Source organism: Brevibacillus brevis NBRC 100599, from assembly GCF_000010165.1.
Lineage (GTDB): Bacteria > Bacillota > Bacilli > Brevibacillales > Brevibacillaceae > Brevibacillus > Brevibacillus brevis_D.
In genome coordinates, this window is the sequence record NC_012491.1 from 5,688,262 (window position 1) to 5,700,881 (window position 12,620).

Annotated in this window: 18 protein-coding genes; 2 read left to right on the plus strand and 16 right to left on the minus strand. The window is 44.6% G+C overall.

The genetic code is table 11. The features are described 5' to 3' along the window. Window positions 1–52: 52 nt before the first annotated feature. From BBR47_RS26945 to BBR47_RS27005, 13 genes are all read right to left on the minus strand, one after another. Window positions 53–775 (minus strand): glycosyltransferase, encoded by a 723-nt coding sequence (locus BBR47_RS26945; RefSeq protein WP_015891206.1) that lies wholly within the window; start codon window positions 773–775, stop codon window positions 53–55. A gap of 145 nt (window positions 776–920) precedes the next feature. After that, complete coding sequence (locus BBR47_RS31420; RefSeq protein ID WP_015891205.1) at window positions 921–1,085, minus strand: hypothetical protein; 165 nt, start codon at window positions 1,083–1,085, stop codon at window positions 921–923. Window positions 1,086–1,118: 33 nt separating this feature from the next. Continuing rightward, entirely contained in the window at window positions 1,119–1,775 is a 657-nt protein-coding gene (locus tag BBR47_RS26950) for a hypothetical protein (RefSeq protein WP_015891204.1), read from the minus strand. 22 nt (window positions 1,776–1,797) lie between these two features. Then, the gene (locus tag BBR47_RS29860; RefSeq protein WP_050763832.1) at window positions 1,798–2,574 is read right to left on the minus strand and encodes a Rha family transcriptional regulator; all 777 of its coding nucleotides are present in this window, start codon (window positions 2,572–2,574) and stop codon (window positions 1,798–1,800) included. A 141-nt stretch (window positions 2,575–2,715) separates the two neighbouring features. Further along, window positions 2,716–4,095 carry a replicative DNA helicase gene (dnaB, locus tag BBR47_RS26960; protein WP_015891202.1) on the minus strand — a complete coding sequence of 460 codons (1,380 nt, stop codon included), beginning with the start codon at window positions 4,093–4,095 and terminating at the stop codon, window positions 2,716–2,718. Beyond that, window positions 4,088–4,738 carry an ATP-binding protein gene (locus BBR47_RS26965; protein ID WP_041749435.1) on the minus strand — a complete coding sequence of 217 codons (651 nt, stop codon included), beginning with the start codon at window positions 4,736–4,738 and terminating at the stop codon, window positions 4,088–4,090. Before BBR47_RS26965 ends, dnaB begins: the two co-directional genes overlap by 8 nt. Before the next feature lie 109 nt (window positions 4,739–4,847). Continuing rightward, window positions 4,848–5,615, minus strand: coding sequence for a conserved phage C-terminal domain-containing protein (locus BBR47_RS26970; protein ID WP_015891200.1), 768 nt, complete (start codon window positions 5,613–5,615; stop codon window positions 4,848–4,850). After that, window positions 5,612–5,857, minus strand: a complete 246-nt coding sequence (locus tag BBR47_RS26975; protein WP_041749434.1) for a hypothetical protein — start codon at window positions 5,855–5,857, stop codon at window positions 5,612–5,614. The genes BBR47_RS26970 and BBR47_RS26975 overlap by 4 nt, the downstream gene beginning before the upstream one ends. Continuing rightward, a complete protein-coding gene (locus BBR47_RS26980) occupies window positions 5,854–6,135 on the minus strand; it encodes a hypothetical protein (RefSeq protein ID WP_015891199.1) in 282 nt (93 codons plus the stop codon). The genes BBR47_RS26975 and BBR47_RS26980 overlap by 4 nt, the downstream gene beginning before the upstream one ends. Further along, window positions 6,128–6,412 (minus strand): hypothetical protein, encoded by a 285-nt coding sequence (locus BBR47_RS26985; RefSeq protein WP_041749433.1) that lies wholly within the window; start codon window positions 6,410–6,412, stop codon window positions 6,128–6,130. Before BBR47_RS26985 ends, BBR47_RS26980 begins: the two co-directional genes overlap by 8 nt. 146 nt (window positions 6,413–6,558) lie before the next feature. After that, window positions 6,559–6,810 carry a hypothetical protein gene (locus BBR47_RS26990; RefSeq protein WP_015891196.1) on the minus strand — a complete coding sequence of 84 codons (252 nt, stop codon included), beginning with the start codon at window positions 6,808–6,810 and terminating at the stop codon, window positions 6,559–6,561. Window positions 6,811–6,846: 36 nt separating this feature from the next. After that, window positions 6,847–7,089: a helix-turn-helix domain-containing protein gene (locus tag BBR47_RS26995; protein ID WP_015891195.1), complete on the minus strand. Its 243-nt coding sequence runs from the start codon at window positions 7,087–7,089 to the stop codon at window positions 6,847–6,849. Window positions 7,090–7,914: 825 nt separating this feature from the next. Continuing rightward, entirely contained in the window at window positions 7,915–8,133 is a 219-nt protein-coding gene (locus tag BBR47_RS27005; protein ID WP_015891193.1) for a helix-turn-helix domain-containing protein, read from the minus strand. Window positions 8,134–8,342: 209 nt separating this feature from the next. Here BBR47_RS27005 and BBR47_RS27010 point away from each other — a divergent pair, with 209 nt between their 5' ends. Both BBR47_RS27010 and BBR47_RS27015 read left to right on the plus strand, forming a co-directional pair. Beyond that, entirely contained in the window at window positions 8,343–8,723 is a 381-nt protein-coding gene (locus BBR47_RS27010) for a helix-turn-helix domain-containing protein (protein WP_015891192.1), read from the plus strand. A gap of 242 nt (window positions 8,724–8,965) precedes the next feature. Further along, window positions 8,966–10,309: a recombinase family protein gene (locus tag BBR47_RS27015; protein WP_015891191.1), complete on the plus strand. Its 1,344-nt coding sequence runs from the start codon at window positions 8,966–8,968 to the stop codon at window positions 10,307–10,309. A 17-nt stretch (window positions 10,310–10,326) separates the two neighbouring features. Here the strand turns inward: BBR47_RS27015 and BBR47_RS27020 are convergent, their stop codons facing one another. From BBR47_RS27020 to BBR47_RS27030, 3 genes are all read right to left on the minus strand, one after another. After that, window positions 10,327–11,298: a hypothetical protein gene (locus BBR47_RS27020; RefSeq protein ID WP_015893573.1), complete on the minus strand. Its 972-nt coding sequence runs from the start codon at window positions 11,296–11,298 to the stop codon at window positions 10,327–10,329. 149 nt (window positions 11,299–11,447) lie between these two features. Further along, window positions 11,448–11,822: a glycosyltransferase gene (locus BBR47_RS27025; protein WP_231850526.1), complete on the minus strand. Its 375-nt coding sequence runs from the start codon at window positions 11,820–11,822 to the stop codon at window positions 11,448–11,450. Between the two features lie 61 nt (window positions 11,823–11,883). Then, window positions 11,884–12,591, minus strand: a complete 708-nt coding sequence (locus tag BBR47_RS27030; RefSeq protein WP_015893575.1) for a response regulator — start codon at window positions 12,589–12,591, stop codon at window positions 11,884–11,886. Between the last annotated feature and the right edge of the window lie 29 nt (window positions 12,592–12,620).

Genomic DNA, 12,620 nt, shown 5'->3' on the forward strand with positions numbered 1-12,620 from the left:
TTTTCTTGTGAAATATTATGTTAAATTCCAATTCTTGTTCATCCGCTTCACGTTAGATCAATTTTCGAGAAGCGAGTATACGCAAACGAATCGACCTCGCCAGAACCCGACTTCCCGACATTAAATAACTGTCTCCGGCTTTCCAAGTGTGACTCTTTTTGTTCGTTCTACGAACTGCAATGTAATTACGAGGATGAGAAGCGTAAATTTTATAGCCTCTTGCCAGACAGGCCCTTATAAATTTCGCATCTTCCCCAAGCGAAATGTTAGCAAAACGTACGCGGTTACATACACGTTTTCTAAATAATATAGTTCCCCCTGCAAGCGCCCTCACGAACTTATTGTGCTGTTTAGGGTAACGTAAAATTAATAGCTTTCTTGATTGGAGATAAGTCATAAATGCTCTTTTCCCAACCATATCAGCTCCTGTACGATGAAGATCATTCATTTGCTGCTTTAAATAATGTGGTGAGTAGTAATCGTCATCATCAAACTTTGCGATGAATGGGTATTTCGTTTTGCTGATCGCATAATTCAAGCATCTGCCCAAAGAGACCCTTTCTGGAACTTTGTAGACAGAAATGTTTTTATAGCCCCGTACTTTTTGGCGGTATTTTGCCAAGCTCATGCTATCTTTATTTATCACAATTATCAGCTCTTTTTTCTGATACAACTGGGTCTTATAATTAGCGATGATGTTATTAAAAAAACGTGGTCGGTTAGTGCAAGTTATAACGGAAACTCCGCCCCGAATGCTGTTTATATTTTTTCTCATCGCTCACTCCCCCTTTTTCGAAAGTTTGTATACTTTATTCAAACTCCTATAAGAGAGAAAGGTACAAGTTTACATGGACAAAATCACAATTTCTCTTGTGTATCCAGGTGCATTCGATCCTCGCCACTGGATACACGTTATCAATTTAATTAATCAATCCGGTTTTCTCTTCCGCCTCGATTGCCATTTCATCCACATGGCCTGACAAGCATCCCAAGGTACAAAAATGATCGACAGAAGGTTTCTTGTTTACCAATATCCACTCTGGCTTGTCCCCCACGATCTCTTCATCACAAAATGCACATTGCATCGCTTTTCCCTCCTTGTTTGTGGGTGAAGAAGATTAATCCACTTGCAAAACGTGTGCATTGTAGTCTTTGTTTGCTTTCCCAAGTAAGTAGGCCAGTTGCTCCAGGTTGGCAACCTGTTTATCGAATGCGTTAGCTGTTTGAGTCCTTCCAACTCGTGAATGCATTGCCGCTTTATTCTTGCTTTGATCCGCCGTGCGATGGATTCCCGATATAGCATCTAACACGGTGTCAAAATCAAGGTTTCTTAAAAAGCAGATCAGCTCTTGTTCTTCTAAGGTGAAAATAGGATCACTCATATCGTTATCGCCAATGGTGGCATCGTAGTTACTTGCTTCTTCGATTCCTTCTGGAGTAATAACGCTACTATTGAACCAAGCAGTATAATCGGTGTCATTTGCCATAACAGCCACAGTGATTTGGGAGCTAGAAATAAATTTGCTAAATGAATGATCTCTCAAACCGAAAGCAAAATCTGTTTCCCCCAACTTTACAATCAGAGTATCTCCCTCAACTGCCACGTCACCCTCTAGGTATTCAACATCGACGTTTACCCCGGAGATACCAATAAACGGATCATTTCCGATACCCTTGTTAAATTCAAGGCTGCATGTTGCTCCATACTTCTTCATCACTTCGAAAAGGTGCATTGCTTCTCCAGCGTTTGAATTAATCATCTGAATGGTTGTCATATAAATCCGCTCCTTTAGTGGTTTAGTTAAAAATTCGTTCACTTTTTGCTTTAGCTAACATTCCGACGAGAATAGAGTGAAACTTGTCTAGCACTCCCATTCGCACCATGACATCGATCCCATTGACCATTTTTTTGAGTGTTGATTCGGCATATGACCGGCCGTTACTTTTGATTCGTTCGGCATTAATCTTGTCTCGCTCCCGCTGCACCCGCTCTAAGACGTTAATGCCATGTTGATCCTTCATCGTGTCATAGATACGGTTGTATATTTCGTTGTGCCCCATTCTAGTCCAGCGAGAGTATTCGTTAATTAAATCGACTACCTTGGCAGCGTCCGGCACAGCCGTCAGATTGTCTGTAATTGTTTCAAAGCCGCTCTTTAGCGCCTTTAGTTCCTGATCGCGCCGGGCATCCTCCTTTTCTTTCTGGACCGCCTGATTCGCCAGATAAGCAACCATTTCCATCGTTGTCAATTGCGGTTGTGTTTGTTGGGAAATTGTTTGCTCCAACAAATTAAAGGCTTTTATATAGTCCTCTTTAAATCGTCCGGCATCCTTTCCGGTATAACCCATAACCAAGAAGGTAAACCCGTCTCGAGTCATATCTACCTTCGGATAAACTCGCCCTCTTTCATTCGTATAGATTGACTCCTCAAAATTGAGGAGTCGGAATTCACTGCTGCAATCGAGGTTTCGTATATCTCGTAATACGTTGTCGTGTCCTTTCCCGAACTTTTCAGCAACTAACAGGCTATCTGTTACTGCTTTTCCATTCCCGATGAAAACGAGCTTGTCCAACGGATTTCCCTCCTCGGAATAATTTTTGGAATAATTTAAGTGGATATTGACAAAGGTCATTACAACCAATTCGCCTAAAACCCGAGAATTTTACAACCAGGCATCCAATGAAATAGGTAACTCATTTCAAAACAATCTTTCTCATTGCCGCCATTGCGTATCCCGCTCCTCTGGTTCATCGTCAATTGTTTGTTGCTTACCAAAACGATGATCGAGACTCACGAACTTATTGAACTCCTTGAGGAATGCCAGCTCCACCGTTCCAATAGGTCCGTTCCGTTGTTTCGCAATGATGACCTCCAAGATGTTCTTGTTTTCCGTTGCTTTATCGTAGTAATCATCACGATAGAGAAAGGCGACCAAATCTGCTTCTTGCTCAATTTGACCTGACTCACGTAAGTCACTCATCATCGGCCGCTTATCCTGTCGCTGTTCTACACCGCGACTGAGCTGAGAGAGCGCGATCACAGGGACTTCCAACTCACGAGCCATGCTTTTGAGTGTCCGGGCTATCTCAGACACTTCCTGCTCTCTGCTTCGCCCTGGCTTGTCCATCCTAATTTTCGTTAGGTAGTCAATGATGACCAAGCCAAGCCCTTCTTGCTGCTTCATACTCCGGCATTTTGACCGAAGCTCTCCAAGTGCGATCTCAGGCGTATCGTCTATATAGATGTTGGTCTTGGAAACGATGCCCAAGGCGTGTGTCAAACGAATCCAGTCATCCCCTTCCAGCCAACCGCTTCGTAGCTTTGAGGCGTCAATATTGCCTTCCGCACACACCATTCGTGTCACAAGTTTCCCAGCACTCATTTCCAATGAGAAGATCATGATTGGTTCGCTTATACTCTTCGAGGCGTTCTGTGCGATATTTAGCGCCAGAGCTGTTTTTCCGATGGATGGTCGAGCCGCCAGAATGATCAAATCTTGCTTATGAAATCCGCTTGTCATTTTGTCCAAATCAGGATATCCAGACGTCACCCCAATCGTCCTCCCGCGCTGCTGAAACGTTCTGTCAATTTCTTCGTATGCCTCGAGCGCAACTTCCCTGATTGGTCGTACAGACCGCTTTTTACCACGTTCCCGAATCTCAGCAGCCAGTTTCTCGGACTGAGCAAGCACTTCATCGACATTTTCATTGTTGAGACTGTCCTTGTACACTTGGTAGTTGATTTCAATAAGCTTTCTGCGCCGGGCCTTGTGTAAAACGATCCCTGCATAGTAGTCGATGTTCTCTGCCGTCGGTGTATAGCTAACCAATTCTGTAATGTACGGGACGCCCCCCACGTTATCGAGCGCCTTCTTTTCTTGTAAATGACTTGTTATCGTTACCAGGTCAATCGGATCGCCTTTCTCATACAAGTCAGCCATGCCTTGATAGAGGATTTGATGTCGTGTCCGGTAGAAATCCATAGCTGTTAGCTCATCGATGACTTTTGTAATAACTGGGGGCTTACAGAAGATCGCCCCGAGTACCGCTTTCTCCGCTTCTTCGCTGTGGGGCATCTCCTGAATATCAATCATGCTTCATCAATCTCCTGTTTAGTTGCTCCGTGTTTTCAATGTGCAAGTCAAAGCGGCGACTGTCTCCGGTCAACTCTTCCAAAACGCTGGACTCAATAATGCGCTCCATCAAGCGGGTACCCCATCCTTTTTGGCGTTCGTTAAACCTTGACTCCAGCTCCTTGACCGTAAAGTTTGAACCGTACAATATGGGGCTTCTGTTCTGTCTACCGTTTAACACTGTGAACAATTCCCCCATTTCCCAATCCGCCGGAATCTCTGCGCCCAGCTCGTCGATGATCAAAACATCTGCAGCTCTGTAGGCGTTTAGGTAATCCCATTTGCCGATCGGTTTGCGAGTATGAGCAATCAAGAGTTTGGCTGTCGTATACACGACACTGATACCATGATTTCGCAATTCTTTCGTCGCCGCCGACAGCAGATGGCTCTTTCCGAGTCCGTTTTCTCCAAATAGGTATATTCCTTTGGCTCCCCACTCCTCGATGCCGCGAGTAAAGTCCTGGATCACCTGAAAGCCACGGATGGTTCCAGTTTCCGTCTCATATTCCGTTAAAGTAGCCCCTATAACCATTTGGTCATCATCGCTATATTCGTGTATTTCTCCGTTGCGCTTGGCTCTCTCAAAACGTTTGATGTCGGCCATTTCCCGCTCCGCTTCACACTTGCATACTGGAGTTACCTGAAACTTTCCGATTACCTCGGAAAATAGCTCTATTGGTTTTAAAACCTTTCCGCAATGGGGGCAGTTCCGCTCACTTGATCCCTGCTTTTCGATACAATTCTTCACGACTTGGTGTAAGGACTGCCGAATTGGTTCCAATTGCTCCGCCTCCTTTGCCAAAAGCCTTTTGATTCAGATATCCTTCAAACTTAGGCGAAAACAACGTCTCAGGTCTGAGGTATTTAGACCATTCAGGATTGTTCAGCCATTCAGTCGTCTTGTTATCAATAACTCGAATAAAGTCATCTAGGCGGAATCCTTCGTTCCATCGAGCAGTAATAAGCTGCTTTGTTTTTTTACTGGTCGCTCGATAGCTTGTCCCTGCTTTTTGGTTTAGGTATTCAATGATTTCAGCAAAAGGGACATTATCATTATTATTTAGTAAAGATAAATACTTAGTATTATTAATACTTAGTAGTGTCGGATTTTCCACATCTGGAAACTCCACATCTGGTTTTTCCACTTCTGGTTTTTCCTGTTGTGGTTTAACCTCTTCTGGCAACTCCTCTTGTGGCGTTTCAAAAACATGTGTCTCCCATCTGACGATCTTGCCGTTTTCTTTTACAGGGAAGCGATGTAGATAACCCAACCGCTTTAATTCCTTTAGCCCCGTTCTTAGACTGTCCTCACCATCAGATGCGTGAGTAGCCAACTCCTCTACGAAGAATGTCCAGTCATCGGGCAGCGACAACATATAGGCGATAATGCCTTTTGCCTTCCAGCTCAAACGATCATCATGCAAGGCTGTTTTGTCCATTACAACGAAATTGTCGTTCTTCCTTACCCTGAAAATGCTCAAATCGCGGTGGCCCCCTCTTGTTGCGGTTGTTGATAAAACTTTAAGAACAGTTCATATGCTGCTATTGGACCGACTTTCTTGTTTACATCGCTAATCATCCGTAATTGATCGATGTGAATTTTGTCTTCTATAACAGCCTCGGTAATTATTTTGATTGCGCGTGCAGATGGATCACCGTCTGCAGCTCTACGGCAGATGTCTGCATATCGTTCACATAGGCTAAGCGCTGTTGTCTTACTCATGCAGATCGCCCGCTTTCTACAGTTTCAGGAGATACCTTCCTGATACGTGCGCGTACTGCTCGATGCATGATACCAAGCAAATCGTCCTGCAAGTATTCGTCACCCATCTTTTCATCCAGCTTTCTGAGAATCTTAATGGATGTTCTACTGAACACAGCTTCGAACAAATCTTCTGGAGTGGTGTAGTCCCGCAACCTCAAACCCAGCTTTTCGCACACTTCATCCATCAAGCCGAGTAGCTTAATGGCGTCAACCGACACATTGCTCGGATTATGCATAAAGCTCCACTCCTTTTCCTTGTTCTTGGCGAAGAAGATCACGCTGTTTGATAGCTATATTTTTGAGCATAGGCACTAGATCACTATTGCTTGACCCTTGAGGAGCAGAAACAATGTATTCCTCTAATTCAGCCAGCGTCATGCACGACACAACTTCTTCCCACCACTCTATGATTGAAAAACCTTTGTCTGGCTTAATAAACTGGACAATATCCACTCCAACCCCTTTTGACAATTCGAGGATCGTCGTAGCTGCCTCTTGAAATATCGTTTCCACCCTATACCCTCCCTTTTTGTGGGAGGACAAACTTTTATGTATACATATTTGCAACATTCGCTATAATAATTAATAGCGAGGCTTGTCCTCCGTTGATACGGTTGTCATTTCCTTGGTCCGCCAAGACAATTTTGGAAATGACTGTTTTACCCCATCTGCTCATAGCAGGTGGGCTTTTCTTTTTTTGCCAAACGGCCGAGGATTTTGGCTGCTTGTTCGGACTCCCGAGCTTTTTTTATTTCCGTTACTTTTTCAGCAGTAATTCGCATTTTGAGAGCTACCATAATCATCCCCTGCTGGTCATAGCGTCTAGCTGTTTCCTCAAGAGCAGATACGATCATCGAAAGCTGCTCCTCATCCACCCCATCCAGCGTTTCCTTGACATTCTCATGTCTCATCCGTTATTTAGCCTCCTTTCGAATTCATGCGGGTTCTTAAGTGTTTGCTATTGCCGCTTGCCTTTGTGCAAGCAGTTCGGATTCTGAACCGAAATGGATATGATTCCAAGAAATGAACCCATACAAGATTAAGAGTTTATCAACCAATTCATACTCTGCTCTCCCGCTATCAATTTCCCAACGTTTAAGAGTACGAACGGGAATTCCGGTTTTCTCTGATACTTCTTTCAGCTCCATTCGGCAGTTCAAGCGGGCTTCGCGTAGAGTTATCCGGTACATGCCTTTGCTAACCTCCCCTCGAAATTCCATATTGACTGGCAGGACTTTCCTCCTACGCTGTCGAAATTCACAGAAACTCGTTACGGAAATTGCCCTGCTATGAAGAAATTTGTAGCTTTGCATCGGGTGAATTCATGGAAAACCTAAGTCTTATCAAGGATATGGCAACCATGAGCCAAGCCGAAGGAAGTCGATAAAAGTACTTCGGAAGGTGCAACGCATAGATGGTGAGGACGACTACCAATAAACCATCCACGAGCGCCCGACACCCTGAACCAGAGGGTGATGAGATATGCTGAACTGCAAGGAAACTTGCAGAAGTGAGGGATAAAAAGCCCACACGTTAACAAATCGATTAAGGAACTTGCTGAGGATTCGATTGTTGTTGGCACCCTTTCCACCCCATTCGGAGATACGCCTACACTTGGTTCACTCGCCATAGAGGAATTCAAGTCAGTCAACAGAATCGCTGACGATCTCACACTTGGAGGTGCTGCCACAGCATTTATGAATGAACTCAAGACATTTGGTAATCCATCCGTAACGAGTTCCCTCTCTCATCACCCTTTGGTACAGGATGTCCTTCCGATCTTATCTTTCAAGATGAACAACCAGTTTAGCTCCAATCATGTAAACGACTTTAATTAATGTTCTCTTCACTTCTTTAGAAAAAAAGTAGTTACCAATCGACCGTTTCGTCGTTCCGTCTTTTGATTTAATCGATCAACATTTCCCCTCGGCCCCCAGGCACCAGACTTGTTTAGCAATTCGGACAACCCAACTGGTGCGTCTACCTCAAACCCATCAATTATTAGCTTTGTAAGCTTAAACTGTGGCACCATCGGCTTTGTCCTCTTCCCTCTCGATTACTATTTCGAACCCAAGTGCACCACAAACTTTGTTAATGCTTTCTTCATTCCACCGACGCTTACCTGAAAGCAGATCGTAAATGTATTGATTGCTATATCCCGTAGCCCGTGCCAGCTCCGTTTTTTTCATGTTGGTTTTTTCTAATGCGTTTAAAACAACTTTTGTAAAATTCAAGTTGCGTTCACCTCCTTGATCACATTATCAAGCTATTAGCTTTATTTAACAATGCGTAAAATCAAGCAAAACGCGTGATTATTGCCGATAATCTCACTAAATTACGCAAAAAGCTTTATTTTGCTTAATTTTACAGCTATTTGCGTGTTGTATTTTATCAAGCTGAATGATAACCTTGTTACAGCAAATAGCTTTATTTGGGAGGAAATATGAGTACTCATAATAGGATTAGAGAGATAAGAAAGTCGTTAAAAATGTCTGGGCCAGAAGTCGCTGCAAAGCTAGGTATATCAACGCAATACCTGTATGACATTGAGCGAAATAAACGAGGGCTTAATGCGGAGATAGCTGGGAAACTATCTGATATTTTCAAGGTAACTACTGATTACCTTCTTTGTAAAACAGACGAAAATTTGTATGAGCATAAAAGCAAAAGCCCCGACTCACATGAAGAATCGGAGTTAGCCGAGATACCAATTGAGAAATTGAACAGCTTCAAGCTCTCATACAAAGGGACTGTTTTATCTAAAGAGGAGTCCGAAGACTTGATCAAGCTTATGGAGATGACTTTAAAACGCTGGAAGTCCTAACGCCTTCAAGATAGCTCCCTAACTCCCCCGTATCCACACCCATAAGGTCTAGGTATTCTAGCAATTTTTCTAAATCCACGGTTTGTTCATCTAACAAAAATCTTTGCATGTGCTTGTACTCCTCCCTGGCTGTTTTAGCGAACAAACGTTCTAGTTGTTGTTATTTTAGTACAAGCTTTATGTATAATGTTGTCGAATTGTGTCGAAAGTAAAAAAATCTTGTACTTAATGGAGGGAACGGCATGAAAGTTGCCATATATCTACGGGTCAGCACCCAGGAGCAGGTAGACAATTACTCTATCGAGGCACAACGTGAACGGTTGGAGGCTTTCTGTAAAGCAAAAGGCTGGACGGTGTACGATGTCTACGTAGACGCTGGATTTACTGGCTCAAATACCGATAGACCGGGTTTACAGCGCCTACTAATGGAGCTAGATAAGGTGGATGTGGTTGCCGTATATAAACTGGACAGGCTATCCCGATCCCAACGTGACACGTTGACACTAATTGAGGATCACTTCTTGAAAAACAAAGTCGATTTCGTATCACTAACCGAGGCACTCGACACCTCAACACCTTTTGGTAAAGCTATGATCGGCATTTTAGCTGTGTTTGCTCAACTGGAGCGCGAAACAATTGCGGAGCGAATGAGACTGGGACATATTAAACGTGCAGAAGAAGGACTACGAGGAATGGGAGGGGACTACGACCCTGCTGGGTATAAAAGACAGGATGGGCGTCTTGTACTCGTGCCAGAAGAGGCTCAGCACATCCAGGAAGCCTTTAATCTTTACGAGCAGTATCTTTCCATTACCAAAGTTCAAAAACGCCTTAAAGAGCTTAATTATCCAGTCTGGCGGTTCCGCAGATATCGAGACATTCTATCTAATAAGCTCTATTGCGGGTATGTCCAATTTGCGGACAAACACTATAAAGGTCAACACGAATCGATCATAACAGAAGAACAATTTGACCGTGTACAAATACTCCTATCACGGCACAAAGGACGCAACGCTTTTAAAGCAAAAGAAGCACTACTAACCGGACTTGCCGTTTGTGGAGAGTGTGGCGAGTCTTACGTGTCTTACCATTGCCGCGCCAAGGGCAAGCACTATCGCTATTACACATGTCGCGCAAGACGCTTTCCCTCAGAATACCCAGAGAAATGCCATAACAAAAATTGGCGCTCAGAAGCAATAGAGAAATTTATACAAGATGCCCTTTATACGATCGCAGATGAAAAGGAAACATCCGAACGTGAATTTGTTGCAATTGATTATGGGACGCAATTGAAGAAGATTGACCAAAAACTTGAGCGGCTAGTTGACCTATATGCTGACGGAAGCATAGAAAAAAGTGTATTAGACAAACAAGTCACTAAACTGAACAACGAAAAGCGTGATATCGCAGAACAACAGGCCGCACAGACGGAACGAGCTGCACGGAGCGTTAATCGCAAGCAACTGCAAGATTACGCAATTGTTCTTGAATCGGCTGCTTTCCCTGATCGGCAGGCCATCGTTCAAAAACTAATTCGCCGTCTTGCAATCCATAAAGACAGGTTGGAGATTGAGTGGAATTTTTAGTATTCATAACGGGCTATTCAAACTGCCCAAATCAAATATTCCGACAGCCCTGGTCTCGGATTCGCTACAAAGCAACGCGCTCGCTCAGCTGCCCGTGATTGATCGACCGAATACTTCCCCGCCCACTCCAATCTCGCCACGTTCTGCAAATGTTCTGCGCCACGGAAAAGGTATGAACCTACATCCATTAAAAAATACGGTGTGCAACACTTACTCCTGCCCATCCCTAAGCAAGCTGTGCAATAAGCGCAACCTTGCTCACACGTATGACAGTAAGTAAACTCCACCTTCGCTCCAGCACTTCCGCAGCGTTCACATACCAACTCCAGCCTATTGCGCCGCCATCCTTTTGTGACCGAAAAACGAATGCCAGGTCTCCACTCCGCTTTGTTTGCAAGCACGAATGAATGCAAAATGGCGGACAAATCATGCACCTCCACCCCTCGCTTTTTCAGCAAGGACTCCACTTCATCCCATAGGAGAGCACGACCATCCAAAATCTCGCTTAAAACAGCTTCTTGTGAATTCTCGTTCGATGAGCTCCTTCGAAGAAGCTCGCGACCACTCGAATAGCTCAACCGAGCATCCAGCAATTCCCCCGATTCTTTGCCACCTTGATATGGAACTTCCACACTCTCCTCAACTGACTCCCAAGAAAACCACCCGTGCTTTCGGCGGTCCTGTACACTTATTACTTCCCGCCCATATAAGCTACTTGCTTCGCGCACACCACTTACCGCTATCGCCCTCAACTCTTTTACATATCTATCAGTCAGTACCCGTTTGTCTTGATCCATCAAATACCCATTTACCTTCGCACGCAAGGAAAAAGCCAGAGCAAGCGAAGACGTCTTCCCAATGACATGCAGGACACATCCTTCTCTTTCCTGCCAAAAAGAACGATCTACAGAAAAGCTGGGCGTAACATAAGTCTGCACCTGTGGTATTGATCCGCCGCAAGCTTTGATATAAAGCAAATACTCACGCATACGCTCACTCCTCCGCCCTCTAGCTCTTAGTGTGCAAAAAGACAGACTGGTCCAGCAAATAAATTTCGGAATCAGAATCAGGGCCTAGAAAAATAAAAAAGCTGCCGATCTATTGTCGACAGCTCGTAATATTTACGCTCACCAAATTTTTATGCTCCCTCTTTATTCTCCCGCAGATCAATGACGATGGTTCCAGCCGCCATCTCCTCTTGTACGTCACCCAAACAATAGCCGTACGGATAGCGTATCAAGACGGCTGCCATCTGTTTCGTATCATCGTCAGACCCATCATCTATCAAGGTAATTCGGATCGGTCTGCCACTCCAATACGAGCGAAACAGCAGACTCCTCACTACACGTTCCAGCACCTGTTCCGAATTGCGCACCAGCAACCGATAATGCTCATGCGGGAGCTCGCTCGCGGTATCCGTCCGATTGGTCAAGTGCTCCGCGATCATTACCAACAAAGAGGAGCAGCCAAATGCTGCCAAAAGCCATACAATCAGCTCTTCCATCACGGTCATACCTCCTCCTATATCAAGGTATGCCGCACGGCTTGAACAGAGTGCAAATCGGAAGCGCTTCCTACAATTTCACCCAGCCGTTTTTAATGGAGATGACAACCGCTTGTGTCCGGTCTTGAACATTGAGCTTTTGCAAAATGCTGCTGACGTGATTTTTAACCGTCTTTTCACTAATAAACAGGAATTCGCCAATGGCACGATTGCTTTTCCCTTCTGCCATTAGCTGCAATACTTCCCGCTCGCGACGGGTAAGCGACTCGATCACTTTTGGATCGATGGCTTGCGATTCATCTACAGAGAAGCTACGCTCTGCCGTCCCTTCCTGCTCGCTCAGACGACGGAATTCTTCAATCAGCTTGCCCGTCACCTTCGGATGTATGTATGCACCACCACTCGCCACTACACGTACAGCGTCAACGAGGTCTGACGTTCCCATTTCCTTCAGCAAGTAGCCAGACGCTCCAGCTCGGAGTGTACGATACACATATCCCTCATCATCATGAATCGAGAGCATAATCACACGAGTAGACGGACTTACCGAAATCACATTTTCTGCAGCAGAAACGCCATTTATGTTTGGCATGTTAATATCCATCAACAAGACATCCGGCTTGTGCTCTTCCGCCAATACTGTGGCTTCTCCTCCGTCAGCACCTTCCCCGACGACCTTGAAATCTTCTTCCATTTCCAATATTCGCTTTACACCTTCGCGAAATAATTGATGGTCATCCACAATCACAATGCGGAGTTCTTGCTGTCTCTTATCCATGGTTCATCCCCCAGTACTTATTTACGTAT

What these genes read in the sequence shown, in the direction of transcription:
- BBR47_RS26995 (WP_015891195.1), bottom strand. Translation starts at nt 7,089, where the DNA reads ATGTACCGGATAACTCTACGCGAAGCCCGCTTGAACTGCCGAATGGAG.
- BBR47_RS26945 (WP_015891206.1), bottom strand. Translation starts at nt 775, where the DNA reads ATGAGAAAAAATATAAACAGCATTCGGGGCGGAGTTTCCGTTATAACT.
- BBR47_RS26950 (WP_015891204.1), bottom strand. Translation starts at nt 1,775, where the DNA reads ATGACAACCATTCAGATGATTAATTCAAACGCTGGAGAAGCAATGCAC.
- BBR47_RS26975 (WP_041749434.1), bottom strand. Translation starts at nt 5,857, where the DNA reads ATGAGTAAGACAACAGCGCTTAGCCTATGTGAACGATATGCAGACATC.
- BBR47_RS27030 (WP_015893575.1), bottom strand. Translation starts at nt 12,591, where the DNA reads ATGGATAAGAGACAGCAAGAACTCCGCATTGTGATTGTGGATGACCAT.
- BBR47_RS31420 (WP_015891205.1), bottom strand. Translation starts at nt 1,085, where the DNA reads ATGCAATGTGCATTTTGTGATGAAGAGATCGTGGGGGACAAGCCAGAG.
- BBR47_RS27025 (WP_231850526.1), bottom strand. Translation starts at nt 11,822, where the DNA reads ATGACCGTGATGGAAGAGCTGATTGTATGGCTTTTGGCAGCATTTGGC.
- BBR47_RS26990 (WP_015891196.1), bottom strand. Translation starts at nt 6,810, where the DNA reads ATGAGACATGAGAATGTCAAGGAAACGCTGGATGGGGTGGATGAGGAG.
- BBR47_RS27020 (WP_015893573.1), bottom strand. Translation starts at nt 11,298, where the DNA reads ATGCGTGAGTATTTGCTTTATATCAAAGCTTGCGGCGGATCAATACCA.
- BBR47_RS26980 (WP_015891199.1), bottom strand. Translation starts at nt 6,135, where the DNA reads ATGCATAATCCGAGCAATGTGTCGGTTGACGCCATTAAGCTACTCGGC.
- BBR47_RS26965 (WP_041749435.1), bottom strand. Translation starts at nt 4,738, where the DNA reads ATGGCCGACATCAAACGTTTTGAGAGAGCCAAGCGCAACGGAGAAATA.
- BBR47_RS27010 (WP_015891192.1), top strand. Translation starts at nt 8,343, where the DNA reads ATGAGTACTCATAATAGGATTAGAGAGATAAGAAAGTCGTTAAAAATG.
- dnaB (WP_015891202.1), bottom strand. Translation starts at nt 4,095, where the DNA reads ATGATTGATATTCAGGAGATGCCCCACAGCGAAGAAGCGGAGAAAGCG.
- BBR47_RS27015 (WP_015891191.1), top strand. Translation starts at nt 8,966, where the DNA reads ATGAAAGTTGCCATATATCTACGGGTCAGCACCCAGGAGCAGGTAGAC.